Genomic DNA, 26,047 nt, shown 5'->3' on the forward strand with positions numbered 1-26,047 from the left:
AACTTTGGGAAGCGGCGTTAACCACTGTGGTCACTATACTCACCAGCGTAGCAGCTCAGTATGTCGGTGGCGTGATCGCGCTCAAGATCTCGCTTGGGCCATCGTCGACGTTGCGGAAGCGATGCGGCAGGCGACTGTCGAAATAGTAGCCGTCCCCCGCTTTCAGAATCTTCCTCTGGTTTCCGACCGTGATCTCCACCATGCCGGACAACACCATGCCGGCCTCCTGCGCCGCATGTGTGAATTCTTCCCCCGTGTCGGCGCCGGGCGCATAGCGTTCATGAAGCATCAACAGCTGCCGATTGGGATGGTCCAAGCCGATGACCCGATAGGAAATCGTGTCGACCTTGCCAATTTCAACGAGGTCCCCCGCTGCATAGAACGGCGAGTAGGGCAAGCTGGACTGCAGATCGGAAAAGAAGCCGGTGAGTGTGGTGCCAAGCGCGTCGAGCACCGCTCCAAGCGTGTCGACCGAAGGGCTCATGCGGTCGCGCTCGATCAGAGATATCGTGGAATGCGATATCCCGGAGCGCGCTGCGAGCTCTCGAACGCCCAGGTCGCGGCGGCGCCGAAGTTCACGAAGCTTACTGCCGATCTTGGGCATTGATGAATTCCGATTCCTGCTTTTCGAAGACAATGACACCCGAAAGAGGGCCATGATACCCGGCCCACCGAACAGCGTCCGGGCTGGTGAATATAATGAACAGGTGGTTTGCGGGCAATTGCCGGGGAGCCGACCTTGAATGATGCTGACGCCCATCATCCCACACAGGAGGTTTTGATGACGTCGCGTCTCGATGCGCTGAAAGGCAAGTTCACCCAGATCAAGGAACCGACCCGAGACGCCGTCTCCGACACGGCCCCGGTCGAGAAGACCGTGAAGGACATTATCGCGAACGTGCGCGAGCGCGGCGATGCTGCCGTTCGTGAATATTCCATCGCCTTCGACAAGGCCGACGTCGCACATTTCGAGGTGACCGAGGAAGAGAAGCTGAAGGCCATTGCCGATCTCGATCCGCAGACCCGGGAAGACACCGAGTTCGCCATCGCGAACGTCCGCCGTTTCGCCGAGGCCCAGCTCGGCACGATCCTGCCGCTCGAAATCGAAAGCTTGCCGGGTCTGCATCTCGGCCACCGCGTCATTCCGATCGAGATCGTCGGCTGCTATGTTCCGGGCGGGCGTTACCCGCTGCTCTCGGCCCCGGTCATGACGATCGTTCCGGCAAAGGTCGCCGGTTGCGACCAGGTCATCGCCTGCCTTCCGCCGAATGCCCATCCGGCAATGATTGCCGGCTGCCACCTTGCTGGTGCTGACCGCATTTTCCGCGTCGGCGGCGCCCAGGCGATCGCCGCAATGGCATATGGCACCGAGACCATTCCGGCGGTCGACAAGATCGTCGGGCCGGGCAATGCGTTCGTCAACGAAGCCAAGCGCCAGGTCTTCGGCCAGGTCGGCATCGACCAGTTGGCGGGCCCGAGCGAGATCTTCATCGTCGCCGACGAGACCGCCAATCCGGCTACGCTTGCGACCGACATGCTGGCCCAGGCCGAGCATGACGTGCGCACCCGCGTCGGTCTGGTAACGACCGACCGCAAGCTCGCCGAAGAGACCATCAAGGAAGTCGAGAAGCAGCTCGAAACGCTCTCCACGGCTGCCGTCGCAGGCGTTGCCTGGAGGGACTACGGCGAAGTGACCATCGTCGATGACGAAGAAACCATGATCGCCTATTCCGACTACATCGCCACCGAGCACCTGCAGGTCCACACCCGTGACCCGCAGGCGATGGCGAAGAAGCTGCGCAACTACGGCTCCATCTTCATCGGTGAACTGGCCAGCGTCGTGTATTCCGACAAATGCTCGGGCACGAACCACACCCTGCCGACGATGGCCGCAGGCCGTTACACTGGCGGCCTCTGGGTCGGTTCCTATGTCAAGATCGCCACCCATCAGTGGCTCGACGAGCGCGGTGTTGCTGCCGTCGCTCCGGCAGCCGTTCGCCAGAGCGCGACCGAACAGCTCGAAGGCCATCGCCGCGCCGCAGCACTGCGCTTAAGCCCGAAGCAACTCGCAGCGGAATGATTTGATCCTCCCAAGCAAACGGCCGCGAAGGCGGGTGTCGCCGAGGCAATTCGGCGGCACGGACTGCTCACAAACCCCCGTCATTTTTGGCGGGGGTTTTGTTTTGGACATCGGCTGGTTGGTCGGTGCGTCATGACGGAGGGTGAAAAGCATCCTTGCGGTCAAGCGCGTGCCGGTTGATCGGATGACAGCCCCGGCTCCGATTGCGGCAATGATCCGCGCAAGGCATTGCGAGCCCGTCAAGCCGCCGGGCTGGACCCGGCGACTGGCCCCGTTCTTCCACTGGATCAGCTGTGGATTATCTTGGTGCCGAGCACGTTCAGGCACTCGCGCATGAAGGCGGCGAGACCTGTCCAACCCTTGGCGGAAACCATGTTGCCATCGACATAGGCCTCGTTCGGCTTGACGTCGACATAGATGCCGCCGACCGCAGTCACTTCGGGCTCGCAGGCGCCCAGCCCTGCGACCTTCTTACCCTTGAGGACACCAGGCACGGCCATCAGGATCTGCACGCCATGGCAGATCGTGAAGATCGGCTTTCCCGTCTCGTGGAAATGGCGAACCATGTCCTGAACGCGCTTGTCTGTGCGGATATATTCCGGGCCGCGGCCGCCGGCGGCGTAGACTGCGTCATATTCCTCGACGCGCACTTCGGAAAAGGTCTTGTTGATGTCGGCATAATGGCCGAGCTTTTCGGTATAGGTCTGGTCGCCTTCGAAATCGTGCAGCGAAGTCTTGATGCGATCGCCGGCCTTCTTGTCCGGGCAGACCACATGCACCGTGTGGCCGACAGCCTCCATCCCCTGCTGGTAGACGTAGATTTCATATTCCTCGGTGAATTCACCGGTCAGCATGAGGATTTTCTTGCCGCTCATGTCTTGTCTCCTTTGTCATGAATATGGGATGGCGCCCGGCCGTGACCGGGCGCCTGTTCGGATCAGAATGGCGAATCGGGGAAGTAGAACTGATCGGCGTTTTCCGGCGTGATCAGCGGCGCGCCGAGCAGGAACGAGCCACGGACCGGAGCCTGGCCGTTGAACTGCGCGGCGGTCATGTAGATCGCCGATTTGATCATCGACGGCGGATAGGGCGTCGAGATCGGCGTACGCTCGTTCTTTTCCTTCACCATCTCGATGATCTGCTTCATGCCGTTGCCGCCAAGCGCATATTTGATGTCCTTGCGGCCGGCATTGTCGACGGCCTCCAGCACGCCGAGCAGCATATCGTCGTCATTGGCCCAGACGGCATCGATCTTGGGATACTTCGCCAGATAGTCCTGCATCAGCTTGAAGGCTTCGTCCTGGTTCCAGTTGGCGTACTGGATATCGAGGATCTTGATGTTGGACTTGCCGATGACGTCGGAGAACCCCTTGATGCGCTCATCGTCGATGACCGTCGGGATACCGCGAAGGACGACGATCTGGCCGTCGCCACCGAGCTTGTCGACAAGCCAATGGGCCGTGTTGGCGCCGACCGCGATATTGTCGCCGGCGACATAGAGATCCTGAACCTTGGGATCGGTCAGCCCGCGGTCGACGACGGTGATGAACGTCCCCTTCTCCTTGATCTGCTCGACCGGCCCGGTCAGTTCCTCTGACGTGAAGGGCAGGATGACGAGGGCATCGAGCTTGCGGCTTGCAGAAAGGTCTTCCAGGGCGGAAACCTGGGCAGGCGCCGAGGATGCCGTCGACAGCACGACGTCGATGTTGGGGAATGCGGCCTCGATCTCCTTCTCGGCCTGCTGGGCATGGTAGACGACTCCTCCCGTCCATCCATGGGTCGCGGCCGGGATCGAGACGGCGATCGTCACCTTCTTGTCCTCGGCCTGCGCGCCGCCGAGCGGCACGGCCAGGACAATGGCGGCCGACAGCAACAATGCGGCTTTCTGCATCATAGACTTCATTTTCTCCTCCTTTGAAGTCGGTTCGGCATCGACCCTTGGGTCGATATCAGCGGTTGGCGGTAAAGCGGTGGGCCAGCATGGCGATGATGATGATCGCGCCCTGAACGGCGGCGACCAGATATTCCGAGACCATGTCGGACAGGACCATGACATTGGCGATGACCTCCAGGATGAGGGCGCCGGCGATCGTGCCGCCGATGCGTCCGCGTCCGCCGCGCAGCAGCGTTCCGCCGATCACCACCGAGGTGATGACCTGCAATTCCCACAATTGCCCGGTCGTCGGGGTCGCAGCGCCGAGGCGCGGCACGTAACAGATGGCGGCGATGGCGACGCAAACGCCCTGAATCACGTAGGCGGTGGTGCGCACGGCCGCCACGTTGACGCCGGAGAACCTGGCGACCTCGACGTTCGATCCGGCCGATGTCAGCCGCCGGCCGAACTTCGTCTTGTAGAGCAGGAAGGCGCCGGCAAGCACGACGACGGCCGTGATCAGCACCGGATAGGGAATGCCGAACAGGCTGCCGAAATAGACCGGCCGATAGGCCTCGCGCAGGCTGCGGTCGATGGGCAGCGAGCCGCCATCGGTCATGAAGGTGATGAGGGCGCGGAAGATACCCATGGTGCCCAACGTGACGATGAACGGCTCGATGCGGCCGACCGTCACGATCAACCCGTTGAACAGGCCGCAGAGCGAGCCGACAATCAGCCCGACGCCGGCGCCGATGGGGATGGCCCAGCCGCCGAAGGCAGGGGCGAGATGGTTCATCACCATGATCATGATGCCGGTGACGAAGGCCATCATCGACCCGACGGACAGATCCAGACCGCCGGAGGCGATGACGAAGGTCGCGCCGATGGCGATGATCGCGATGAAGGCGCTGCGCGTGATCACGTTGATCAGGTTGGCCGACGACACGAAGTTGGAATTGACCAGCGCGCCGACCAGCACGATCAGTGCAAGCGCGATGAAGGGCGCCAGCTCGCCCCAGCGAATGCGGCCCGCCTCGTCAGCCGGCGGGATTGTCAGGGTTGCTGCGGTGTTCATGCTCATCCTCCCGGCCGTCGCCGCTTCCACCCGTCGTGGCCGCGTAGACGACGTTCTCCTCGTTGATGTCATTGCCGCGAAGCTCGGCGACGATCCGGCCGGCCCGCATGACGAGAACCCGGTCGGCGAGGCCGACGAGTTCGGGCATTTCCGACGAGATGACGATGCAGGCCTTGCCGCCGCGCACCATCGCGTCGATGAATTCGTAGATCTGGCTCTTGTTACCGATGTCGATACCGCGCGTCGGTTCGTCGATGATCACCACGCAGGGATCGGCCAGCATCACCTTGGCCAGCAGCAGCTTCTGCTGGTTGCCGCCCGAAAGCTTGCCGGCGTCCAGCCGCAATGAGCGCACGCGGATATCGTAGTCCGTCACCGCCTGCTCAAGCCGCGCAAACTCCGCCCGCTTGTCGAGCACGGCGCGTGGATTGACGGCATCAAGCGCCTGCAGCGTGAGGTTCGGGCCGAGCTTCTCCTCCAGAAGCAGGCCTTTGCCCTTGCGGTCCTCGGTCAGGTAGACGAGGCCGGCATCCATGAGCGTGCGCACCGAGCGATGGGACATCTCCCTGCCGTTGAGGGTGACGCTCGCCGCATGCGAAGGGCGAAGCCCCATCAACCCCTCGATCAGTTCGGTGCGGCCCGCCCCGATCATGCCGCCGATGCCGAGCACCTCACCCGGGCGGATCTCGAAGGAAACCCTCTGCGCGCCATGGTCGACGGCAAGATCGGTGACGGTCAGGATCGGTGCGGCTGTCGGTTGCGGCCGCTTGTGCGGGTAGAGCATATCGAGTTCGCGGCCGACCATCAGTTCGGCCATTTCGCGCTGGCCGAGCCCCGCCGCCGGCCAGGTGCCGATCATCCGGCCATCGCGCAAGACCGTGATGCGGTCGGCCAGCGCCTGCACTTCGTCGAGGCGGTGCGAGATATAGAGAACGGCGACGCCGTGATCGCGCAGGCCGCGCACGATGTCGAGCAGCGCCGCTACCTCGTCATTGGCCAGCACGGCCGTCGGCTCATCGAGGATCACCACCTTTCGCTCGTCCAGCAACGCGCGTGCGATCTGCACGAGCTGGCGCTGGGCGAGCGGCAAGTCGCTAACGCGGTCGCGCGGCCGGGCCGTCGAGCCCACCCTCGCCAGAAGTTCGGCGGTGCGGCGGTTCATCGACCGGTCGTCCACCATGAACCCGCGGCCGACCTCGCGGCCGAGAAACAGATTTTCGGCAACCGTCAGGTCGCCCGCCAGCAGGATTTCCTGATGCACCAGCACGATGCCGGCGGCCTCCGCCTCCACGGCATTGCGAAACGCGACCGGCCGGCCTTCCATCGAGAGGCTGCCGGCGCTCGGCGCGACATAACCGGACAGGAGCTTCATCAGCGTGGACTTGCCAGCGCCATTCTCGCCGATCACCGCATGAACCTCGCCCGGCAGGATGTCGAGCGTGACGTCCGACAGTACCGTGATCTGGCCGTAGGTCTTGCCGAGCCCTTCGGCGCCGAGTGCGGCGGTCAAGGCGCTTGCCGGCGGCTCGACCGGCTTTGGAGAGACGACCGCGTTCATTCGAAGGCCGACAGCAGGCGATCACGCGAGCGCTCGATATGGAGGCGCATCGCATCATAAGCCGCCTGCGGCTCGCCGGAACGGAACGCCGCCAACAGGTTTTCGTGTTCCTCCAGAGCCTCCTGCGTGACCCGCGTGTGGAACATCAGCCGGAAGATATGCAGGTGGACATGCTGGTTCGAAAGCGTGCTGCGGATGATCTCGTTGCCCGCGATCTTCAGGATGGCGTCATGAAACTGCGCGTCGGCGCGCGCGAAGCGGGAATAGCGCGTGTTGCGGTCGACCGGCGGTTCGCCGTGCCCCATGTCGGCCGCCGAGGTCTCAAGTTCCGACAGCGCCTTCGGCGTCATGTGGACGGCGGCAAGCCGGGCAGCCTCAGGCTCGACCAGCAGGCGGAAGGCGTAGAGATCCTCGAACTGCTTGCGTGTCCATTGCGGCGCCGCGCTGTAGCCGACGAGGTGCTCCTTGCGCACAAGTCCCTCGCGCTCGAGCCGGCTGAGCGCCTCGCGGATCGGCGTCTGCGAGACGCCGAGGTCACGGGAGAGGACATCGATCGGAATACGCGCGCCGGGTGCAATCTCCAGCGACATCAGCCGATGATAGATGCTGTCGTAGACGCCATCGACCACGCTGGTTGGGCGAATGCTCGACGCCCTGCCATCCCGTTCCGCTGCAATTGCCACGCTCGCTCTCCGACTGCTTATTGACATGCGATCTTTTGTTGCAAATAAGATATCCTATGTCAAATACAATATCGTATATGATCTGATATAGGATATGAAAATGCATCATCACCCCGACCGGCTGCGACGGCTGGCGACAGGGCTCCTCGAAAGCCGGGGAACGCCGAAAGAGGCTGCACGGCTGCAGGCGGACCTGCTTGTGGAGGCGGAGTTGCGCGGATTGGCCTCGCATGGCCTTCAGCGACTTCCGCTCCTGCTCTCCCGCATCGAAAAAGGCTTGGCAAACCCCCGAACGCAGGGCGCAGAAACCTGGTCGCGTCAATCCTTCATGACTGTGGACGGCGAGCGTGGGCTCGGTCCGGTGGTCATGATGAACGCCCTGCGCCTCCTGAAGCAGCCGCTTGCGCAGACCGGAATTGTCCTCGCGGCGATCCGCAACACAAACCATATCGGCATGCTCGCCTATTACGCCGAAGCGGCGGCGCGCGATGGCCTGATCGCGCTCGTGATGTCGACGAGCGAGGCGCTCGTTCATCCCTTCGGCGGCACCGAGGCGATGCTCGGCACCAACCCGGTGGCGATCGGCATTCCCACCGGCGGCGACCCCTTCGTGCTCGATCTGGCGACGAGCGTGGTCTCTATGGGCAAGATCAACAATCACGCGCTGCGCGGCGCGCCGATCCCATTCGGCTGGGCCGTGGATGCCGAGGGACGGCCGACCGACGACCCGGTGGCGGCTCAGCGCGGCGCCATCGCGCCATTCGGCGACACCAAGGGGTATGGGCTTGGCCTCGCCATAGAGCTTCTCGTTGCCGCACTGGCTGGCTCGGACATGTCGCCGAAGGTGCGCGGTACGCTCGATGACGCCCAGCCGGCCAACAAGGGCGATCTACTGGTGCTGATCGACCCCGCTTCGGGGATGGGCGCGATCTCCGTGCTGGCGTCCTATCTCGACAGCCTGCGCCTGTCGCGCCCGCTCGATCCGGGCCGGCCGGTCGCCGTCCCGGGCGATGGCGCGCGCGCCCGCCGCGCAGCCGCGATGCGGGAGGGGATCGCGTTGCCGCAACCGCTTTTCGAACAGCTTATGGCCCTTGAGGCCGCCTGAATCACTGGAGGAGACACGGAATGAACCTATTCGGCACATTGAGGGCGCCGCGCGAACTGCTCTTCGGAGCCGGCCAACGCCATGCGCTCGGGACAGTCGCCCCAAAGCTCGGGCAGCGCGCGCTGGTCGTCACCGACGCGCGCCTTGCCGCGGACGCCGATTTGCGCGCGCTGGTCGGCCAGTTGGAAGCCGCAAACCTTGCCGTCCTGGTGGACAGCTCGACCTTGCCGGACGTCCCCGTCGAATCGGCGGTTTCGAGCGCCGACAACGCCCGCAATTTCCAGCCGGACCTCGTCATCGGCATCGGCGGCGGCTCCTGCCTGGACATGGCGAAGTGCGTCGCGCTTCTTCTCGCCCATGGCGGGCGGCCCCAGCAATATTACGGCGAACATACCGTTCCAGGACCCGTCCTGCCGCTGATCGCGATTCCCACCACCGCCGGAACGGGATCGGAGGTGACGCCCGTCGCCGTTCTGTCGGACGCGGAGCGCAGCCTGAAAGTCGGCATATCGAGCCCTTATCTCATCCCGACGGTTTCCATCTGCGATCCCGAACTCACGCTTTCCTGCCCGCCAGGGCTGACGGCGATTGCCGGCGCGGATGCGCTGACCCATGCCCTGGAGGCCTTTACCGCCATCCGCCGCGAGCCCGTACCGGGCATTGCGCAGCAGCGTGTCTTCGTCGGAAAGAACGCGCTGTCCGACCAGTTTGCGCTGAGCGCCATCGGACTTCTCTGGCAGGGGCTCGAAGCCGCCTGCAAGGATGGCGCCGATCGGGCAGCACGCGAAAAGGTCATGCTCGGCGCGACGCTCGCCGGCCTTGCCTTCGGGGTCGCCGGCACCGCCGCAGCCCACGCCATCCAGTATCCGGTCGGCGCCCTCACCCACACCGCCCATGGCCTCGGCGTCGCCTGCCTCATGCCCTATGTCATGACGTGGAACGCACCGGCCATCGAGCCGGAACTGGCCCAGATCGCGGCCGCCGCCGGATTGAAAGGCCCCGGCGAGGTCGTCCCCGCCCTCGCCGCCCTCTTCGCGCGCATCGGGATTCCCGCGACCCTGCGCGATCTCGGCCTTGCCGAAGAACGGATCGACTGGGTAGCCGAGCAGAGCTGCGGCATCACCCGCCTTATCCAGAACAATCCCCGCCCGCTGAACGCGCAGGAGATGCGCAATCTCGTCGCCGCCGCTCATGGCGGAGACCGCGCAAGCCTCACCTGATCTGAAAGGACAACCCATGACGTTCCATGCCAAGGTTTCCGGCTATGCCGATCCCGCCCTTCACGCTCACGGCCTCTATATCGGCGGCGCCTGGCACAGCGGCGGCGGCATTCCGGTTCTCGACCCTTCGACCGGAAGCACGCTTGCAGAAGTGGCAGACGCCTCGATCGACGACGCTCTCCGCGCCGTCGATGCGGCGCAGGCCGCCGCGGCCGGATGGCGCGCCACCCCTGCCCGCCAGCGGGCAGAGATCCTGCGCCGCTGGTTCGAACTGATGACGCAGCATGGCGAGGAGCTCGCCATGCTGATCTCGCTCGAAAACGGCAAGGCGCTGCCCGATGCGCGCGGCGAGGTGGCTTATGCGGCGGAATTCTTCCGCTGGTATGCCGAGGAAGCGGTGCGCATTCCGGGCGAATATCGCCACACACCATCGGGTTCGCACAACATCCTCGTGGACCACGAGCCGATCGGCATCGCCGTGCTGATCACCCCGTGGAATTTTCCGGCCGCCATGGCCACCCGCAAGATCGGCCCGGCGCTTGCCGCCGGCTGCACGGTGATCCTCAAGCCCGCTTCCGAGACGCCGCTGACGGCCTATGCCATGGCGCGTCTTGGCGAAGAGGCCGGTGTTCCGGCCGGCGTCGTCAACGTTCTGACGACCAGAGACGCTGCCGGCGTCACCAATGCCATGCTGGCCGATCCGCGCGTGCGCAAGCTGTCCTTCACCGGCTCGACCGGCGTCGGCCGCACCCTGCTGGCCGAAGCGGCCAGGTCGGTCGTCAGTTGCTCGATGGAGCTTGGCGGAAACGCGCCCTTCCTCGTCTTCGACGACGCGGATCTGGATGCGGCGCTCGACGGGGCGATGATCGCCAAGATGCGCAATGCCGGGGAAGCCTGCACGGCGGCCAATCGCTTCTATGTGCAGGCCGGCATTCACGACACCTTCGTTGCGGGATTGACGGCGCGCATGGCCGCGCTCAAGGTCGGGCCCGGCTACGATCCGGCCACGCAATGCGGCCCGATGATCACGACCAACGCCGTGCGCAAGATCGACCGGCTGGTTTCCGAGGCGGTGGCTGCCGGCGCTCGAGCCACGACCGGAGGCAAGCCATTGACTGAGAACGGCTATTTCTATCCCCCGACGGTGCTTGAAAACGTACCGGTCGACGCCGCCATCGCCCGTGAGGAGATCTTCGGCCCGGTCGCGCCGGTCTACAGGTTCGAAACCGATGACGAGGCGGTTCGCCTTGCCAACGACACCGAATACGGCCTGGCGGCCTACATCTATTCCGGCGACCTGAAGCGGGCGCTCAGAGTCGGCAAGCGTCTCGAAACCGGTATGCTCGGCATCAACCGGGGACTGATGTCCGACCCGGCCGCGCCGTTCGGCGGCGTCAAGCAAAGCGGGCTCGGCCGCGAAGGCGGCGTGACCGGCATTCTTGAATTCATGGAAGCAAAATATTACGCGGTTGAATACTGACGTGAGGGGAGCCAGAGGATGACGTCACAAGATCTTTACCGGATTCGCGATTTCGTGCCCGATTTCGACGCGATTGCCGCCGAGTTCGCGGCACGTAGCCGCGCGCTTTCGGCAAACGCGGACATGCTGGCGGATATTCGCTACGGTTCGCGGCACCGGGAAATCCTCGATGTCATCCTCCCGGCGAGCCCCAGAGCCGGCGCGCCGCTGCATGTCTTCGTTCACGGCGGATACTGGCGCTCCGGCGAAAAGGAAAACTATCGTTTCGTCGCCGCGCCGGTTCTGGCCGCCGGCGGTATCGCTGCCCTTGTCGAATACGATCTGATGCCGGGCGAGCGTCTCGACGTGCTGGTCGGCCAGGTGCGACGGTCCGTCGTCTGGCTCCAGCAGCATGCCAGCGATTTTGGCGCCGATCCGGCACGGCTGTCGGTCAGCGGCCATTCGGCAGGCGCACATCTCGCCTCATTCCTGGCGGCGACCGGCCCGGCAGAAACGGAAGCGCCGCGGTTGCCCGATTTGAAAGGGCTCCTGCTGATCAGCGGCATCTATGACCTCTCGGGAATACCGGACAGCTTCCTTCGGGATGAAGCCCGGATGACACCGACCGAAGCACAGGCCTGGTCACCTCTGACCTCGCAGCAACGAGCATGCCCCAAGCGCATCATAGCCTTTGGCGGTGACGAGACGCCACCGTTCCACGAACAGGCGTCGGAGTTCCAGGCGCGGCTGAACAATCAGAACAACCAATCCCGGCTCCTCTCGGTGCCCGGTCTCAACCATATGAGCGTGGTCCTCGACCTGGCTGATCCGGATGGCGAACTCGGTCGCTGCCTCGCGGATATGGTCTCCTCAAGCTGACGCTTCAGGCCCGCAGGGATGCGCCAAGAGAAGGCGGACCGCGTTCGACACAACCAAGTTCCAGAAGCCAGTCGAGGACGGCCGACGCCCTCGGCGTGAGCGGCCGGCCTTTCCTGTAAACCAGCAGGAAATCGTTCTCGGTCGTCTGAAACTCTTCCAGCGGGCGCACCAGTGCGCCGCTGGCGACGAGATCGCCAACCGAATGTTGCCAGCCGAGGCCGATCCCTGCCCCGGCCAGGACGGCGTGGACGACAAGGATGTAGTTGTTGAAAGTCGAGGCGCCGCTGGAAACGGCGTAGTCGATGCCATAATGGGCCAGAAATTCCCGCCACGTATGGCCTTCGTGATAGTGACTGTCCAGATGAAGCAGGTTGTGCGCCAGAAGCGCCGCGAGCGATGATATCGGTCCATGCTTCGCCAGATAGTCGGGACTGCAAACGGGAAACATCGTCTCCCGGGTGAACGGCAGCACCTCATAGCCAGGCCAATCCACGCGCCCGTTCGTAATCGCCATCGATACTCCATCGGCTGGCAATTCGAGCTTCTTGTCGGAATTGTAGAGCTGCATCTCGATACGGGCGTCGTTGCCGGGATAGGTGGAGATCCGCGGCAGAAGCCAGTAGGTGCCGACGGTGATGGACGCATAGACCTTGATGTCCGACGCCGCCGTCGAATGGATCTCCAGCGCCGCACGCTCGATCTGGTCCAGCCCGGCTTCGACCGATCGATAGAGTTTTTCCCCGTCATCCGTCAGTTGCAGTTGCCGGTGTTTGCGATGAAACAGCGATGCGCCGAGGCCGGTTTCAAGCTGGCGGATGGCATGGCTGATGGCGGCCGGCGTGACGTTCAGCTCTTCGGAGGCCTTTGTGAAGCTTTCCAGGCGCGCGGCCGCGTCGAATACGTAGAGCAGGTTCCCCGAGGGGATGAAGCGGCGCATGTCTCGCATGAGCTGAATTCAACCAAATATGAGTTTTTTTGCCAGTCACAGTCGTGCTTCTTTGCACTAGCAATAGCTGACAGTCAAATTCTGTTTGCAGATTGCCAGCTGTCCGGGGAGGTGGCGGGATGGAAATGCTCCATGCGGAAGGCATTCGCAAGTCGTTCGGCCATCTCGAGGTCCTGCGCGACGTCAGCCTGACGGCGAACAAGGGCGATGTCATCTCGCTGATCGGCGGCAGCGGCTCGGGCAAGTCGACATTCCTGCGATGTCTCAACTGTCTGGAGCATCCGACCCGGGGCGAGATCCGCGTCGACGGCGAAGCGATCGTCTTCAGGCCTGACGGCAATGGCAACATGGAGCCGGCCTCGAAGGCGCAGATGCGCCGCATCCGCTCCCGGCTGGCGATGGTGTTCCAGAGCTTCAACCTGTGGAGCCACATGACGCTGATCGAAAACGTCATCGAGGCGCCGATCCATGTTCTCGGCGTCGAGCGCCGGCAGGCGGTCGATGAGGGGCTGCGGCTGCTGGAGCGCGTCGGTCTCCACGACAAGCGCGACGTCTATCCGGCCTTCCTGTCGGGCGGGCAGCAACAGCGCGGCGCCATCGCACGTGCGCTGGCCGTCCAGCCGCTCGCCATGCTGTTCGACGAGCCGACCTCGGCGCTCGATCCCGAGCTGGTCGGCGAGGTGCTGAAAGTCATCCGGGAGCTCGCGGAGGAAGGCAGGACGATGATCCTTGTCACGCATGAAATGTCCTTCGCGCGCGAGGTCTCCAGCCAGGTGCTTTTCCTCCATGGCGGCCGGGTCGAGGAAGCGGGAGCGCCGGCGGAGGTCTTCGGCAATCCCACCTCCGAACGGCTCGCACGCTTTCTGGGCAATCTCAATTAACGTTCCAAGACAAAAAGGGGAGTAGAATGAAGAAAATCATGCTGGGCATGATCGCGGGCGCCGTGCTCGCGATGACCGGAACCGCCTATGCCGAAAAGACCCGTGTCGGCTTTGCGCCGGAGCCTTATCCGCCGTTCTGGGTGGCGGATGCCAACGGCAACTGGACGGGCTGGGAGGTCGAGATGATCGATGCGGTCTGTGCCGAAGCCAAGCTCGACTGCGAACGCGTTCCCGTCGCATGGGAAGGGATCATTCCCGCCCTTCTCGGCGGCAAGATCGACATGATCATGAACTCGATGCGCATCAACGACGAACGCCGCAAGGTCATCGATTTCTCCGACAAGTATTACGAGGTGCCGACCGTGGTCGTGGCCGCCAAGTCCGCCACGATCGACACGACGCCCGAGAGCATGGACGGCAAGGTCATCGGCGTTCAGGTCTCGACCGGCCAGCAGGCCTATGCGGAAAAGAACTTCGCCGCACACGCCTCCGACATCCGCGGCTACAACACCCAGGACGAGGCCTACCAGGATCTCGCCGCCGGCCGCATCGACGTCGTCATCGACGGCGTGGTCGCCATCAACGAGTTCCTCAAGTCGCCATCCGGCGCCTGCTGCGAATCCAAGGGCGTGCTCAAGCGCGATCCGTCGACGCTTGGCGAGGGTTATGGCGTCGGCCTGCGCAAGGACGATGCCGCGCTCAAGGCGAAGATCAACGCCGCGATTGCCACGATCCGCAAGAACGGAACCTACGACGCCATCACCAAGAAGTATTTCGACTTCGACATCTACGGTGGCGACTGAGAGCTGCGCCCGGGGTTCGATGCCCCGGGGCCTGATGCTGGAGAACGACGATTAACGAACTGTTCGACACGATCTGGTCTCCCGCCGCCGCCAGCATCGAGCTGCTGACGGCGGGAGGGTGGGCGAGCGCCATGCTCGTCGGACTCATGCGCTCCCTGACCATCGCCTTCGGCGCCTTTGCCCTCGGACTGGTCATCGGCGTCGCCGGCGCGCTGGGCAAGCTCGGTGGCGGCGGCGCGACGCGGCAGGCCCTCGACCTTTATACGACGATCGTGCGGTCGGTGCCGGAGCTGGTGCTGATCCTCATCGTCTATTTCGCCGGCGCCGATCTGATCAACGGCGTGCTCACCGCCTTCGGCCAGGAGAAGATCGATTTCAACGGGGCGGTCGCCGGGATCGTCGTGCTGGCCGTCGTGCAAGGGGCCTATTCCACCGAGGTGATCCGCGGCGCAATCCTTTCCGTTCCCTACGGCCAGATCGAAGCGGCCCATGCCTACGGCATGTCGCCGTGGCTGACGCTGCGGCGCGTCACGCTGCCGGCGCTGCTGCCCTTCGCCCTGCCGGGGCTCTCGAACCTCTGGCTGATCGCGATGAAGGATACGGCATTGCTCGCGGTGCTCGGCTTCGGCGAGCTGACACAGGTCACCCGCCAGGCGGCGGGCACCACGAAAGCCTATTTCACCTTCTTCATCGCCGCCGGCGGCATGTATCTGCTGGCGACGATGCTCTCCAATCTCCTCTCCCGCCGGCTGGAAGCCTGGGCGACGAAGGGCGTGGCGCATGTCTAGCGGATCAAATGGAATGGTCCATCGCGAGAAAGTCGCCGCCGGGCGCCTTCGCATGGATACGGGCACACTGACGCCCATCGTGGCGGCCGCCGTTCTCGCCATCTATGCCGCGCTGCGGATGCGCTGGGATTGGCTCGGCGATTATTATCCGCTTCTGGTGCGCGGGCTGGGCATGACGGTGCTGCTGGTGGTCATCACCAGTTCGCTCGGCATGCTCCTGGCGATCCCCATCGGCCTCGTGCAGGTGGTCGGCCCGAAATGGCTGGCGCTGCCGGCGCGCGCATTTTGCACCGTGATCCGTGGAACTCCGCTGCTGCTCCAGCTCTGGCTGCTCTATTACGGCCTTGGATCGCTGTTCCCGCAGTTTCCCTGGATTCGCGAATCCGGACTGTGGCCGATCCTGAGGCAGGCGTGGCCCTATGCATTGCTCGGGCTGACACTATCCTATGCGGCCTATGAGGGCGAGGTTTTCCGCGGCGCCTTCAAGGGCGTGCCCAAGGGCCAGCTCGATGCCGCGCGGGCCTATGGCATGTCCGGCTTCCTGACGTTCCGGCGCATATGGCTGCCGCAGGCCTTCCGCCGGGCGATGCCGACGCTGGCCGGAGAAACGATCCTCCAGCTTAAGGCCACGCCGCTGGTGGCGACGATCACGGTGGTCGATGTCTATTCGGTGGCCGCACAGGTTCGCCAGCAAACCTATCTGACATACGAGCCACTTCTCCTCATCTGCGCGATCTACATCGTCTTGGCGGTGGTGATCACCAGGGTCTTCACCCTTCTTTCCGGGAAAAGCCGGGACAACACTGCATTCCGCAAAACCTGACGGCAAAAGAGCACGCATCATGTCACTTACTCTGGGCAAAAGCCTGAAAGCGCGACTTCGCAGCGAAAAGCCGGTCTTCGGCGCTTGGGTGGGAATTCCCCATCCCATCGTCATTGAACTGATGGCGCGGGCGCAGTTCGGCTTCCTCCTCCTCGACGGCGAGCATTCTCCAATCGACGTCAACGCGCTCGGGGGCCTTCTGCCGGCAGCCGAACTGCACGGCGCGCCGACGATCTTCCGCACGCGGTCGAAATCGGCCGGTGACATCAAGGCCGCGCTCGATGCGGGCGTATCCGGCATCATGGTGCCGATGATCGAAACCGCGGAGGAAGCCGCGTCGATCGTTGCCCATTGCCGCTATGCACCGGCGGGCGCGCGTGGCATCGGCCCTTGGCGGGCCTCGGGTTATTACGAGGATTTCGACGCCTATCTTGCGGGCGCCAACGACGCGACGACGCTGTTCCTGCAGCTCGAAAGCGTCAAGGGTCTTGCCAATCTGGAGGCGATCCTGGCCGTGGAAGGGTTCGACGTCCTGTTCGTCGGTCCGGCCGATCTCGCCAGCTCGCTGGGGCTGCCGATCGGCCGGTTCGATGGCGAACTGCGCAAGGTGTTGCGCCGTGTCGCCGAAGCGGCGCGGCGGGCGGGCAAGCTGGCGGCCATCGATGCGCCGAACACGTCCCTCATTCCCGATCTGATCGATATGGGTTATTCGCTCTTCACCATCGGTTCCGACACCGGCTTCGTCCAGGCATCGGGGCGCAGCCTGGTCAGCGAGCTGGCCGCCATCGCGGAAAGGTAAGCATATGGTCGATCTCGATGACATCAGGCAACTCGTGGGCGCGCGCAACGTCGTGGACGGGCCGGCGCTGCGCCAGCGGCCGCAGGACTTCTGGATTCATGCGCCGACCGAGGCGCTGGGACTGGCACGGCCGGCGGACGTGCGGGAACTCTCCGTCCTGCTCGGGCTCTGCCATGCGCAAGGTCAGGCCGTCATCGTCGAGGGTGGGCGCACCAATCTCGTGAGCGCGACGCAATCGACGGCCGAAACGCTGCTGATCTCGCTCGACCGCCTCGACGACATCGACGCGCCGGACCGGCAGGCAATGACCGTCGAGGTCGGCGCCGGCGCGATCGTCGAGACGATCCAGCAGCGCTGCGTCGCCGACGGCCTTCGTTTCGGCCTCGATTTCGGGGCAAGGGGCAGCGCCACGCTGGGCGGGGCGCTCTCCACCAATGCCGGCGGCTTCCAGGCGCTGCGCTACGGGGTGGCGCGCGACCAGGTTCTCGGCCTCGAATGCGTGCTGGCGGACGGCACCGTGCTCAGCCATCTCACGCCCTTCGTCAAGGACAATACCGGCTACGACCTGAAGCATCTGTTCATCGGCTCGGAGGGAACGCTCGGCGTCATCACGCGGGCCGTGCTCAAGCTGCATCCCGCGCCACAATCGGTCAACACCGCCCTGCTCGCCTTCGGGAGTTTTGACGCGGTCGCGGAAACGCTCGGCCTGATGGGGCGTGATCTGCACGGCACGCTGTCCTCCTTCGAGATCATGTGGGCCGAGTTCTTCCATTTCAACGTCGATGCGCTCCTGAACGGGCGCTCGCCGATCACAGGCCGCTTTCCCTATTATGTCCTGTGCGAATCGGAAGGCTTCGAGGCCGACGTGGATGCAGCACTCTTCGAGAGCGTCGTCGGCCGGGCCGTCGAGAAAGGGCTGGTCGCCGATGCGGTCATCGCATCTTCCTCGCGCCAGCGGCAGGAACTGTGGAAGATTCGCGAGGATTTCGAAGCCGAGATGCGCCTGTTCACGACGATGATCGATTTCGATGTGTCGCTCCCGCTCGGCCGCATGGAGGCTTTCGTCGACGACGTCGCGCGCTGCCTGAACGAGGAGGTGCCCGATAATCTCGGCCTTCATGTGCTCGGGCATCTTGGCGACGGCAACCTGCATGTCACGACCGGCCTTCCCACGCCGGAAGGCAAGAGCGCGGTCCGCCGGCTGGTCTACGGACTGATTTCCCACTATGGCGGATCGATCTCAGCCGAACACGGCATCGGCCTCGCCAAGCGCGACTATCTGCATCATTCCCGGACGGCGGCGGAGGTCGCCACCATGCGGCTGCTGAAGAATGCGCTCGACCCGAAGGGCATCCTCAATCCCGGCAAGATCATCTGACTTGCCGTCACAGCCATGAAGGCTCCGATTTTCAACCCGACTGGAAGACGATGTTCAAGCCGCCCCTCGACAAGATCGTGAATACCGACGACCTGGAGCGTTCGGCCAGACGCTATCTCCCAAGGATGCTCTACGACTGGATCGCCGGCGGGGCGGGCGACGAAAGCGGCCTGCGCGAGAATAGCGAAACCTTCCGGCGCTTCCGCTTCCTGCCGCGCTATCTGCGTGACGTCAGCGCCTGTTCGATTTCCAGGCGCGTGCTCGACCGCGTGTTCTCCGGGCCGCTGGGGATTGCCCCAATGGGCTATGCGGGCCTGTTCCGGCCGCAGGCGGAGCTGTTCTTCGCGCGGACGGCGAAGCGACATGACGTGCCCTATATCATGTCCGGCGTCAGCGTCGCCTCGATGGAGGCCGCCGCCGAGATCGCCGGCGCGAACCTCTGGTACCAGCTTTATACGACTGCCGACGACGCCATCAATACCGACATGATCCGGCGTGCCGAGGCTTGTGGCTGCGGCGCGCTGGTGATCACGGTGGACATTCCCGTGGCGGCCAAGCGCGAGCGCGACATCCGCAACGGCATCGACATTCCGCCAAAACTCTCCGCACGGACCATCCTCGACGGCCTGCTTCATCCGGGCTGGACGCTGCGCTATCTTCGCACGGGCGGCCTGCCGGTGATGGAGAACTGGGCGCCCTATCTGCCCAAGGGCTCTTCCGGGCTCGATGTCGCGAAATTCTCGATCGAGCACGGCTATGCGCTACAGACCTGGGACCACCTCCGGCGGTTCCGCCAGCTCTGGCCGGGCGCGCTCGTCGTCAAGGGCATCCTGCATCCGGAGGACGCGCGCCTTGTGCGCGAGGAAGGAGCGGACGCGATCATCGTCTCCAACCATGGCGGTCGGCAGTTCGATCGCGCGGCACGGTCCATCGATTGCCTGCCGGCGATCCGAGCGGCCGTTGGACCGGATTTTCCGGTGATGTTCGATGGCGGCGTTCGCCGGGGATCGGATATCCTCGCGCTGCTGTGCCTTGGGGTCGACTATGTCTTCGCCGGTCGGGCCTTCCTCTACGGCGCCGCCGGCCTCGGACAAGACGGCGTCGACCGGGCGATGGAGATATTCAACGACGAACTCTCTGGCCTGATGCGGCAGATCGGATGCTTCGACCTGGATAGCCCCAGTCTGGAAGCCGTCATGATCGACAGCTTCGAACAGACCAAACGCCATCCTTGAGGAATGACATGAAACAAGACCGAAAGCCTCACATTGGGCTTGTCGCACATTTTCCTGGCTATCGCCGGAGAGGCAATAGATCTTTCGGATCAATCTTCATCCTGTTGCCGCCGGCCGGGCCTGCTCGCCTCACTCGCCACCGCCCTGCCGAAGTGTCAGCGCCAGTTTTGCGCGCGCCGCAAGGCATCCTGGAAGCGGTGGCGGAGGTCCGGCGTGAAGGCTTGCGGTCGAAACAGCGTTGCCGGTTCGGTTTCAAGACTTAATGTTCGCCCAAGAGCCAGTGCAGCGAGCGAAGCAGCGCCGAAGGCGGTTCGCTCTGCAAAACCGTCGACCCTGATCGTCTTGCCGAGGCAATTCGCCAGGAACTGCGCGAAATAGCGGTTGTTCGACAGGCCGCCGTCGATGGAAAGCGTGTCTCCTATCGGGCAGATGTCTTCCATGGCCTCGATGACGTCGGCGGTCAGGAAAGCGATACCTTCCAGCAACGCCTGGCGCATGTCCGCCTTGCCCATATCCGGTTGCAGGCCGAGTAGGATGGGCGCGGCGCTCCTGTCCCAATGCGGGCAGCCGAGGCCGGAAAACAGCGGCGCAAACACCAGCCCGCGCGCGATGGCCGATCGGTCCGGCACGGCATCGAAATCCGCCAGTTTCTCGGCCAGCCCGGCCCGCAAGGCCCATTCCACCGCCGAGCCGGCATCCTGCACGCCGCCGTCGATGGCATGGACGGGGCCGTTCCCGAGGTTCCAGGCGAGCGTCGGCAATATCCCCTTGTCGAGGGCTCCGCGATGCAGCGTGCCGCCGGTGACGGCGAGCGCGAAGGCGCCGGTGCCGAAGGTGATTTTCGCATCGCCGTTTCCCCGCGCGCCATGGCCGTAAAGGGCGGCCTGCTGATCGACGATGGCGGCGGCGACCGGGACGCCGCCGACGGCGCCGAAACCGGCGATGTTGGTGCGTATCTCCGGCAGGCTTTCCGGCGGCACGCCGAACAGGGCGCAAAGCCGGCTATCCCATTGCCCGGTTTCGATATTCATCAGCCCGGTGCGCGAGGCCGTGGCGCAATCGGTGGCGAAGGCGCCGGCGAGGCGGTCGAGGAAGTAGGCATCCGTGGTGCCCATCCGCAGCCGGCCCTTGGCCGCTGCCCGTTTCACCGCCTCGTTTTCCCGCAGCAGCCAGCCGAGCTTGGAGGCGGAGAAATAGGGGTCGAGCGGCAGGGCGGCGAGATCGCGGCTGAGCGCCGCCGCATCGGTCTGTGCCATCCGAGCGAGGTCTTCGGCGGTGCGCACATCTTGCCAGACGACGACCGGCGACAGCGGTTCGCCACTGCGGGCATCCCAGGCGAGGCAGCTCTCGCCTTGATTGTCGAGCGCGATGGCATCGACGTGGCCTGCGGCATCAACGAGCGCGGCGATATTGGCGAAAATTTCCGAGGCATCCTGCTCCACCCGGCCGGGCTGCGGATGGCGGGTCCGGTGCCTGCGGGCGCCGACCGGCCTGTGCCGGCCGTCCTCGAACAGGATGGCGCGGGTGGAGGTCGTGCCCTGGTCGATGGCCAGAATGCGCATCAGCTTTTTCCTTTCCGCACGGAAACGACGAGCGGCGCATCGCCCGATATCGGCAGTTGCGCGCGGGGAATGCGCACGCGCCGCTCCGGGCCGCTTGAAATGCGGGTGTTATACAGGCAGACGCCGGATTGCGTCACGGAGAGTTCGCCGGAAACCCAGTCGCTCAGGCGCAGGTCGAGATGCGAAAAGGCTTTCGGGCCGCTCCCCGTCAGTTTTTGCGGATAGACATATCCGATCCCCTCGCCCGCATGGACGGCGAGGGAGGCCGTTTGCGCCGCCGCGCCGGCAAGGTCGGCGGCGATGACCTCGGCGACGCGCCGGCCCTCGGCCCAGCACCAGCCGGCCGTTTCGACGCCGCGCAGGGCATTGCCGGCCGCATAGACGCCGGGCAGGCTGGTGCGGGCATGATCGTCGATCTCGGGGCCGCCGGTTCCGGCCGCGATCCGCCCGCCGGAAAGCCGCAGCAAGGCGGCTTCAGGCGTGAAACGACCGCTGAACAACACGCCGTCGCAGGCAATCTCGCGGACCGAGCCGTCGGTGAAATTGCGGATTTTGACGCCCTCCACCTGCGATGCGCCGATGATATCGGCGATCTCCGCGCCGCAATGGACGGGAATGCCCAGCAGCGGCGGCAGCCAGCGGAAAGGCCAGCGCGCGATGGGTTTCGGGCCGCTTTCGATCAGGGCGGCGACCGTGCCGCCGACGCCGCGCATGGTCAGGATCGCCGACATGGCGACCAGTTCCGTGCCGACGACGACCGGGTTCCTGAACGGTCGCCGGTGCCGGAGATAGACCATGTCCTGCAAAGCGGCGGTGTTGATGATACCGCTCGGGCGACTTCCCGAGGCCAGCAGGCCGGCGCGGGTGGTTTCGCGCGCGCCGGTGGCGAGGAGCACGGCGCGCGCCCTGCAGCGATAGACGCCTTCGGGCGAGGCGATCAGCAGCGACGGCCCCGCCTCGACGGCGAGCACGGAATGGCGCAGCCGGATCTGCGCGCCGGCGGCGAGCGCCGTTTCGGTCAGGCGGCGGCCATAGGCGCGACCGCCCATGATCCGGGAAAATTCCCGCATGCCGAAGGGTGAATGGCCGCAATGGCGCGGCACGCCGCCGCTCTCCGTCTGGCGTTCGAGAAGCACGACGCGGCCGACGCCGAGCGCGGCCAGGCGGGCGGCGGCGGCCAGCCCCGTCGGCCCGCCGCCGACGATCAGCACATCGGCGGTTTCGGCCGGCGTCTCGACCACCGGCAGGAAGGCGGCCGGCGCGTTCATAGCGCCTCTCCCAATCCCGCCAGCCTGTCGCCGGCAAGCTCAGAAAGGCGGCCGAGGCAATTGAAGCCCTGACAGCGGCCCATGGCGCAGCGGGTGCGGCGCTTGAGGCCGGCGAGATCGCGCGGCGGCGGCGAGGAGGCCAGCGCGGCGGTGACTTCCCGGTCGGTCACCATTTCGCAATGGCAGAGGATTTCGCCATAGCCGGGCGTCGACCAGTCGCGCGGCAGATGCTCGGCGAGGTTCGGCATCACCGGCGGTTTCGGCGCATCCTGCGGCACGCTGTCTTCGCCGAGGATCAGACGGGCGACCAGTTGCGCCAGCCCCAGCGACGCGGTCATGCCGGTCGAGCGGATGCCGCCGACCGTCAGCCAGTTACGGTCCGGTTCGTGGCGGATGCGGTATTCCTTCCTTTCGGTCGCGGGGCGCAGGCCGGCATAGACGGCGGTGACCGGAATATCCTTCAGCCCCGGCAGCATGGCTTCGGCGCGGGCCAGCAGCTTTTGCAACTCCGCCCGCTCGACGGTCGGGCGGTCGCGATCCTGTTGCTCCTCGGCGGTCGGGCCGATGATGACATTGCCGAAGGCTGTGCGGCAGAGGACGACGCCCTTGGTGGTTTCCGAGGGCACAGGCAGGATGATGGCGTCAACCAGCCGGCTGGCCGCCTTGTCGTAGACGGCGAACTGGCCCCTGCGTGGCCGGATTTCGAAGCTGGCATCGCCCAGCAGCCGCTGTTCGATGAGATCGCCGCCGAGGCCGGCGCAATTGACGATATGACGGGCCGTCCAGCGGGCCTTCACGGTTTCGACGGTCCAGCGCGCGCCATCGAAAGCGCCGCGCAGCACCTCGTCCTTGAAGGAAAAGACGGCGCCGGCGGCAATGGCCTGGCGGGCATAACCGAGGAAAGGCGACCAGGGATCGATGACATATTCGCCAGGCACCAGCAGCGCGCCCAGCGCGGACGGGTCGAGGTTCGGCTCGCGCCGGCGCACATCGCCCGCATCCAGCAGCACCACATCGGCGACGCCGTTGCGGCGGGCGATTTCGGCAAGCTGCGGCAGGCGCAAAAACTCGGCCTCGTTCCAGGCGACGACCATGGCTCCGGTTTCGAGCAGCGGCAGGTTGAAATCGGCGCGGAGGCCAAGATATTCGCGGTAGCCGACCTGCATGCAGTCCAGTTCCAGACTACCCTCCGGCGCATCGAAGCCGGTGTGGAGGATGGCGCTGTTGGCCTTGCTGGCGCCGGAAAGGATATCCGTGCCCTTTTCCAGAACCAGCACCCGGCATCCTGCCAGCGCCAGCCGCCGCGCGGCGGCGCAGCCGACGGCGCCGGCGCCGATGATGGCTATGTCGAAAATATCCATGGACCCTGCCCGTCTGGCTGGAACTCAGCGCCCGATGACGCTATTCATGGGCATACACTAGCCAAGATTGCCCGTTCGGTCAATCTTAAAGACTGATCGGTCACGACATGACACCGGAAGCCAGACGCGACGGCATCGTCGAAATCGTCAATCGCGACGGCAAGGCAAGCGTGGAGGCGCTGGCCGAAACCCTCGAGGCGTCGCGCGAAACCATCCGCCGCGACCTGAGCGAGCTGGATCGCCAGGGGCTGCTGCGCAAGGTGCATGGCGGCGCGACGGCGGCGGAGCCCTCCGGCTTCGAGAAGGCGGAGGGGGCGCTTGCCGCCCGCATGACCCAGAACCTCACCCGAAAACGCGCCATCGCCCGCAAGGCCGCAGGCCTGTTGAAACCGGGCGACAGCCTGTTCATCGACACCGGCTCGACGACGCTGATCTTTGCCGAGGAATTGCCGCAGATCGCCGGGCTGACCGTCATTACCAACTCCGCCGCCATCGCCGCATTGGCGATAAAGGCCGAGGATTCGCGGGTTTTCCTGATCGGCGGCGAATATCGGCGCGGCGGACAGGAAAGCGTCGGCGACATGGCGGTGCGGCAGATCGGCGAGTTTCGCGCCGCTTACGCCTTCCTCACCGTCGCCGCCTATGGCGCCGGCGGTTTCATGGATCACGACCTGCAGCAGGCGCAGGTGGCGCGCGCCATGGCGCGACAGGCGGCGCAGCCGGTGGTGCTGGCCGATTCCAGCAAGATGGCCCGGCTCGGCGTCTTCGAGGTCGTGCCCGCAGCCGCGCCCGTCTCGCTGGTCACCGATACGATCTCGCCGGCGCTCGCCGCCGATCTGGCCGAGCGCGGCGTCACGGTGCTGCTGGCTGGCGCATAAATATTTCACGACCGAACAGTCATAAGTATTGACCGAACGGTCATTTGCTGCCAATCTGCATACGACTGCAAATTGGAGGACAGGATGAGCGAACAGGAAGGCAAGCGCCCGGCCAAGGCAAACGAGGCCCAGCCGGCAGCACGGCCGGCGTCCGAAGCGCGACAGGGTCGCGCAAAATTCCGCGCGCTGGAAGCCCGCCATATGCCGCGCGACTTTTCGATTTCGCTGGATGCCTATCGGCGCGGCGGCACCGATGCCTTTCTCGGCAAGACGCCGGCCCATGCCGCGCGCCAGCCGATGCGCGGCTTCGAGCCGCAATACGCCAATATCGTCGACTACATCATCCGTATCACTCACCAGATCTGGGAGGAGAAGGATATTGGCTATATCTACGACACCTACAGCCATGACTGCATGGTCTGGGGCGAGCTTGGCCTTGCTGCCGGCCGCGATCTGGTGGTCCAGCATGTCATCGAGCAGAGCAACGCCTTCCCGGACATGCGCATCCTCGCCGACGAGGTGATCTGGGCCGGCGACGACGAGGTCGGTTTCCACACCTCGCATCGTTCGCAGATCATCGGCACCAATACCGGCTACAGCACCCACGGCGCGCCGACCGGCAAGCGCATCCAGTTCCTGTGCATGGCCAATTGCGTGACGCGCGACAACGAGATCTTTTACGAGCATGTGGCCTACGACACCTGCTTCCTCGTCAAGCAGCTCGGCTTTGATCCGCTGGAGACGGCGCGCCGCGCCGGCGAGGCGCTCGGCGACAATGTGCTGCCGGCCGATTTCCTCAGCAGCGAGCCCGGCCGCACCATCGGCCAGTCCAAGCCCGAACAGGTGCCGATCCCCGACCGCATCGGCGACAATCCGGAGGAATTCGTGCGCGCCGCGGCGCAGACCATCTGGAACCGGCGCAACTTCGCCGCCGTCGACAAGGTCTATCATCCCGGCATCGTCTCCGAAGTCACCGGCGGCCGGGTCTTCCATGGCACCGGCCAGCTTCGCTCCTTCATGCTCTCGCTGATGGCGATGTTCCCCGATGCGCTCTATTCGGTCGACGACCTTTACTGGATGGGCAATGCCGAGGAAGGCTTCCTCGTCGCCCAGCGCTGGTCGATGCTCGGCTCGCATCGCGGCCATGGCCGTTACGGCGCCCCGACCGGGCGGGAAGTCAGCCTGTGGGGCATCACCCATTGGGTGATCGAGAACGGCCGCGTCACCAAGGAATGGACCACCTTCAACGAGTTCGGCGCGCTGACGCAGATCCTGCGTTAAGCCTTTCGCATCGGCGCGGGGTCTCTCGCGCCGATTCTTTTGCGTAGCTATTGCATACGTATGCAAATTGTCATAACGTAACTCTCAATCGTCCGAGGAAAGGCGATGAGCG

General features: G+C 64.7%; 24 protein-coding genes. 14 read left to right on the forward strand and 10 right to left on the reverse strand.

Going from position 1 to position 26,047, the window contains the following annotated elements:
• Window positions 1–55: 55 nt before the first annotated feature.
• Window positions 56–604 (reverse strand): cupin domain-containing protein, encoded by a 549-nt coding sequence (locus P7F60_RS25160; protein ID WP_277920450.1) that lies wholly within the window; start codon window positions 602–604, stop codon window positions 56–58.
• A 177-nt stretch (window positions 605–781) separates the two neighbouring features.
• Here P7F60_RS25160 and hisD point away from each other — a divergent pair, with 177 nt between their 5' ends.
• Window positions 782–2,080, forward strand: a complete 1,299-nt coding sequence (hisD, locus tag P7F60_RS25165; protein WP_277920451.1) for a histidinol dehydrogenase — start codon at window positions 782–784, stop codon at window positions 2,078–2,080.
• 287 nt (window positions 2,081–2,367) lie between these two features.
• Here the strand turns inward: hisD and P7F60_RS25170 are convergent, their stop codons facing one another.
• From P7F60_RS25170 to P7F60_RS25190, 5 genes are all read right to left on the reverse strand, one after another.
• Window positions 2,368–2,955: a DJ-1/PfpI family protein gene (locus P7F60_RS25170; protein ID WP_277920452.1), complete on the reverse strand. Its 588-nt coding sequence runs from the start codon at window positions 2,953–2,955 to the stop codon at window positions 2,368–2,370.
• A 62-nt stretch (window positions 2,956–3,017) separates the two neighbouring features.
• Entirely contained in the window at window positions 3,018–3,983 is a 966-nt protein-coding gene (locus tag P7F60_RS25175) for a substrate-binding domain-containing protein (protein ID WP_277920453.1), read from the reverse strand.
• Window positions 3,984–4,029: 46 nt separating this feature from the next.
• Complete coding sequence (locus tag P7F60_RS25180; protein WP_277920454.1) at window positions 4,030–5,028, reverse strand: ABC transporter permease; 999 nt, start codon at window positions 5,026–5,028, stop codon at window positions 4,030–4,032.
• A complete protein-coding gene (locus P7F60_RS25185; RefSeq protein WP_277920455.1) occupies window positions 4,991–6,586 on the reverse strand; it encodes a sugar ABC transporter ATP-binding protein in 1,596 nt (531 codons plus the stop codon). The genes P7F60_RS25180 and P7F60_RS25185 overlap by 38 nt, the downstream gene beginning before the upstream one ends.
• Window positions 6,583–7,296, reverse strand: a complete 714-nt coding sequence (locus P7F60_RS25190) for a GntR family transcriptional regulator (protein ID WP_277920456.1) — start codon at window positions 7,294–7,296, stop codon at window positions 6,583–6,585. The genes P7F60_RS25185 and P7F60_RS25190 overlap by 4 nt, the downstream gene beginning before the upstream one ends.
• Before the next feature lie 73 nt (window positions 7,297–7,369).
• On the opposite strand from P7F60_RS25190, the gene P7F60_RS25195 reads away from it, so the two are divergent.
• The 4 genes from P7F60_RS25195 to P7F60_RS25210 are packed head-to-tail and all read left to right on the forward strand — an operon-like array spanning window position 7,370 to window position 11,932.
• Window positions 7,370–8,374: an Ldh family oxidoreductase gene (locus P7F60_RS25195; RefSeq protein WP_277920457.1), complete on the forward strand. Its 1,005-nt coding sequence runs from the start codon at window positions 7,370–7,372 to the stop codon at window positions 8,372–8,374.
• Between the two features lie 20 nt (window positions 8,375–8,394).
• Window positions 8,395–9,594, forward strand: coding sequence for an iron-containing alcohol dehydrogenase (locus P7F60_RS25200; protein WP_277920458.1), 1,200 nt, complete (start codon window positions 8,395–8,397; stop codon window positions 9,592–9,594).
• A gap of 16 nt (window positions 9,595–9,610) precedes the next feature.
• Entirely contained in the window at window positions 9,611–11,074 is a 1,464-nt protein-coding gene (locus P7F60_RS25205; protein ID WP_277920459.1) for an NAD-dependent succinate-semialdehyde dehydrogenase, read from the forward strand.
• Window positions 11,075–11,092: 18 nt separating this feature from the next.
• On the forward strand, window positions 11,093–11,932 hold the full coding sequence (locus P7F60_RS25210) for an alpha/beta hydrolase (RefSeq protein WP_277920460.1): 840 nt from the start codon (window positions 11,093–11,095) through the stop codon (window positions 11,930–11,932).
• A gap of 4 nt (window positions 11,933–11,936) precedes the next feature.
• On the opposite strand, the gene P7F60_RS25215 is transcribed toward P7F60_RS25210, so the two are convergent.
• The gene (locus tag P7F60_RS25215; protein WP_277920461.1) at window positions 11,937–12,878 is read right to left on the reverse strand and encodes a LysR substrate-binding domain-containing protein; all 942 of its coding nucleotides are present in this window, start codon (window positions 12,876–12,878) and stop codon (window positions 11,937–11,939) included.
• A 119-nt stretch (window positions 12,879–12,997) separates the two neighbouring features.
• Between P7F60_RS25215 and P7F60_RS25220 the strand changes: the two genes are divergently transcribed.
• The 7 genes from P7F60_RS25220 (at window position 12,998) to P7F60_RS25250 (ending at window position 19,585) form a co-directional block, all read left to right on the forward strand.
• A complete protein-coding gene (locus P7F60_RS25220; protein WP_277920462.1) occupies window positions 12,998–13,759 on the forward strand; it encodes an ATP-binding cassette domain-containing protein in 762 nt (253 codons plus the stop codon).
• A gap of 26 nt (window positions 13,760–13,785) precedes the next feature.
• Window positions 13,786–14,562 carry a transporter substrate-binding domain-containing protein gene (locus P7F60_RS25225; protein WP_277920463.1) on the forward strand — a complete coding sequence of 259 codons (777 nt, stop codon included), beginning with the start codon at window positions 13,786–13,788 and terminating at the stop codon, window positions 14,560–14,562.
• 131 nt (window positions 14,563–14,693) lie between these two features.
• Window positions 14,694–15,350: an ABC transporter permease subunit gene (locus tag P7F60_RS25230; RefSeq protein ID WP_347276897.1), complete on the forward strand. Its 657-nt coding sequence runs from the start codon at window positions 14,694–14,696 to the stop codon at window positions 15,348–15,350.
• 52 nt (window positions 15,351–15,402) lie between these two features.
• A complete protein-coding gene (locus P7F60_RS25235; RefSeq protein WP_277920464.1) occupies window positions 15,403–16,173 on the forward strand; it encodes an ABC transporter permease subunit in 771 nt (256 codons plus the stop codon).
• A gap of 19 nt (window positions 16,174–16,192) precedes the next feature.
• On the forward strand, window positions 16,193–16,972 hold the full coding sequence (locus P7F60_RS25240) for an aldolase/citrate lyase family protein (RefSeq protein ID WP_277920465.1): 780 nt from the start codon (window positions 16,193–16,195) through the stop codon (window positions 16,970–16,972).
• A 4-nt stretch (window positions 16,973–16,976) separates the two neighbouring features.
• Window positions 16,977–18,350, forward strand: a complete 1,374-nt coding sequence (locus P7F60_RS25245; protein ID WP_277920466.1) for an FAD-binding oxidoreductase — start codon at window positions 16,977–16,979, stop codon at window positions 18,348–18,350.
• A gap of 50 nt (window positions 18,351–18,400) precedes the next feature.
• The gene (locus P7F60_RS25250; protein ID WP_277920467.1) at window positions 18,401–19,585 is read left to right on the forward strand and encodes an alpha-hydroxy acid oxidase; all 1,185 of its coding nucleotides are present in this window, start codon (window positions 18,401–18,403) and stop codon (window positions 19,583–19,585) included.
• Window positions 19,586–19,740: 155 nt separating this feature from the next.
• Here the strand turns inward: P7F60_RS25250 and P7F60_RS25255 are convergent, their stop codons facing one another.
• From P7F60_RS25255 to P7F60_RS25265, 3 genes are read right to left on the reverse strand one after another with little or no spacing between them, the layout of a single operon-like run.
• Window positions 19,741–21,147, reverse strand: a complete 1,407-nt coding sequence (locus tag P7F60_RS25255) for an FGGY family carbohydrate kinase (RefSeq protein ID WP_277920468.1) — start codon at window positions 21,145–21,147, stop codon at window positions 19,741–19,743.
• A complete protein-coding gene (locus P7F60_RS25260; RefSeq protein ID WP_277920469.1) occupies window positions 21,147–22,415 on the reverse strand; it encodes an FAD-dependent oxidoreductase in 1,269 nt (422 codons plus the stop codon). Before P7F60_RS25260 ends, P7F60_RS25255 begins: the two co-directional genes overlap by 1 nt.
• On the reverse strand, window positions 22,412–23,776 hold the full coding sequence (locus P7F60_RS25265) for an NAD(P)/FAD-dependent oxidoreductase (protein ID WP_277920470.1): 1,365 nt from the start codon (window positions 23,774–23,776) through the stop codon (window positions 22,412–22,414). Before P7F60_RS25265 ends, P7F60_RS25260 begins: the two co-directional genes overlap by 4 nt.
• A gap of 107 nt (window positions 23,777–23,883) precedes the next feature.
• Here P7F60_RS25265 and P7F60_RS25270 point away from each other — a divergent pair, with 107 nt between their 5' ends.
• Both P7F60_RS25270 and P7F60_RS25275 read left to right on the forward strand, forming a co-directional pair.
• Window positions 23,884–24,654, forward strand: a complete 771-nt coding sequence (locus P7F60_RS25270; RefSeq protein ID WP_277920471.1) for a DeoR/GlpR family DNA-binding transcription regulator — start codon at window positions 23,884–23,886, stop codon at window positions 24,652–24,654.
• An 84-nt stretch (window positions 24,655–24,738) separates the two neighbouring features.
• Window positions 24,739–25,935 (forward strand): ester cyclase, encoded by a 1,197-nt coding sequence (locus P7F60_RS25275; protein WP_277920472.1) that lies wholly within the window; start codon window positions 24,739–24,741, stop codon window positions 25,933–25,935.
• The last annotated feature ends 112 nt before the right edge of the window (window positions 25,936–26,047 follow it).

The sequence above is a fragment of the Rhizobium sp. YJ-22 genome, from assembly GCF_029601685.1.
Taxonomy (GTDB): Bacteria; Pseudomonadota; Alphaproteobacteria; order Rhizobiales; family Rhizobiaceae; genus Metarhizobium.

What these genes read in the sequence shown, in the direction of transcription:
- P7F60_RS25175 (WP_277920453.1), bottom strand. Translation starts at nt 3,983, where the DNA reads ATGAAGTCTATGATGCAGAAAGCCGCATTGTTGCTGTCGGCCGCCATT.
- P7F60_RS25275 (WP_277920472.1), top strand. Translation starts at nt 24,739, where the DNA reads ATGAGCGAACAGGAAGGCAAGCGCCCGGCCAAGGCAAACGAGGCCCAG.
- P7F60_RS25260 (WP_277920469.1), bottom strand. Translation starts at nt 22,415, where the DNA reads ATGAACGCGCCGGCCGCCTTCCTGCCGGTGGTCGAGACGCCGGCCGAA.
- P7F60_RS25180 (WP_277920454.1), bottom strand. Translation starts at nt 5,028, where the DNA reads ATGAACACCGCAGCAACCCTGACAATCCCGCCGGCTGACGAGGCGGGC.
- P7F60_RS25215 (WP_277920461.1), bottom strand. Translation starts at nt 12,878, where the DNA reads ATGCGAGACATGCGCCGCTTCATCCCCTCGGGGAACCTGCTCTACGTA.
- P7F60_RS25270 (WP_277920471.1), top strand. Translation starts at nt 23,884, where the DNA reads ATGACACCGGAAGCCAGACGCGACGGCATCGTCGAAATCGTCAATCGC.
- P7F60_RS25195 (WP_277920457.1), top strand. Translation starts at nt 7,370, where the DNA reads ATGCATCATCACCCCGACCGGCTGCGACGGCTGGCGACAGGGCTCCTC.
- P7F60_RS25220 (WP_277920462.1), top strand. Translation starts at nt 12,998, where the DNA reads ATGGAAATGCTCCATGCGGAAGGCATTCGCAAGTCGTTCGGCCATCTC.
- P7F60_RS25235 (WP_277920464.1), top strand. Translation starts at nt 15,403, where the DNA reads ATGGATACGGGCACACTGACGCCCATCGTGGCGGCCGCCGTTCTCGCC.
- hisD (WP_277920451.1), top strand. Translation starts at nt 782, where the DNA reads ATGACGTCGCGTCTCGATGCGCTGAAAGGCAAGTTCACCCAGATCAAG.
- P7F60_RS25255 (WP_277920468.1), bottom strand. Translation starts at nt 21,147, where the DNA reads ATGCGCATTCTGGCCATCGACCAGGGCACGACCTCCACCCGCGCCATC.
- P7F60_RS25265 (WP_277920470.1), bottom strand. Translation starts at nt 23,776, where the DNA reads ATGGATATTTTCGACATAGCCATCATCGGCGCCGGCGCCGTCGGCTGC.
- P7F60_RS25200 (WP_277920458.1), top strand. Translation starts at nt 8,395, where the DNA reads ATGAACCTATTCGGCACATTGAGGGCGCCGCGCGAACTGCTCTTCGGA.
- P7F60_RS25240 (WP_277920465.1), top strand. Translation starts at nt 16,193, where the DNA reads ATGTCACTTACTCTGGGCAAAAGCCTGAAAGCGCGACTTCGCAGCGAA.
- P7F60_RS25170 (WP_277920452.1), bottom strand. Translation starts at nt 2,955, where the DNA reads ATGAGCGGCAAGAAAATCCTCATGCTGACCGGTGAATTCACCGAGGAA.
- P7F60_RS25205 (WP_277920459.1), top strand. Translation starts at nt 9,611, where the DNA reads ATGACGTTCCATGCCAAGGTTTCCGGCTATGCCGATCCCGCCCTTCAC.
- P7F60_RS25225 (WP_277920463.1), top strand. Translation starts at nt 13,786, where the DNA reads ATGAAGAAAATCATGCTGGGCATGATCGCGGGCGCCGTGCTCGCGATG.
- P7F60_RS25210 (WP_277920460.1), top strand. Translation starts at nt 11,093, where the DNA reads ATGACGTCACAAGATCTTTACCGGATTCGCGATTTCGTGCCCGATTTC.
- P7F60_RS25160 (WP_277920450.1), bottom strand. Translation starts at nt 604, where the DNA reads ATGCCCAAGATCGGCAGTAAGCTTCGTGAACTTCGGCGCCGCCGCGAC.
- P7F60_RS25250 (WP_277920467.1), top strand. Translation starts at nt 18,401, where the DNA reads ATGTTCAAGCCGCCCCTCGACAAGATCGTGAATACCGACGACCTGGAG.
- P7F60_RS25190 (WP_277920456.1), bottom strand. Translation starts at nt 7,296, where the DNA reads ATGTCAATAAGCAGTCGGAGAGCGAGCGTGGCAATTGCAGCGGAACGG.
- P7F60_RS25230 (WP_347276897.1), top strand. Translation starts at nt 14,694, where the DNA reads ATGCTCGTCGGACTCATGCGCTCCCTGACCATCGCCTTCGGCGCCTTT.
- P7F60_RS25245 (WP_277920466.1), top strand. Translation starts at nt 16,977, where the DNA reads ATGGTCGATCTCGATGACATCAGGCAACTCGTGGGCGCGCGCAACGTC.
- P7F60_RS25185 (WP_277920455.1), bottom strand. Translation starts at nt 6,586, where the DNA reads ATGAACGCGGTCGTCTCTCCAAAGCCGGTCGAGCCGCCGGCAAGCGCC.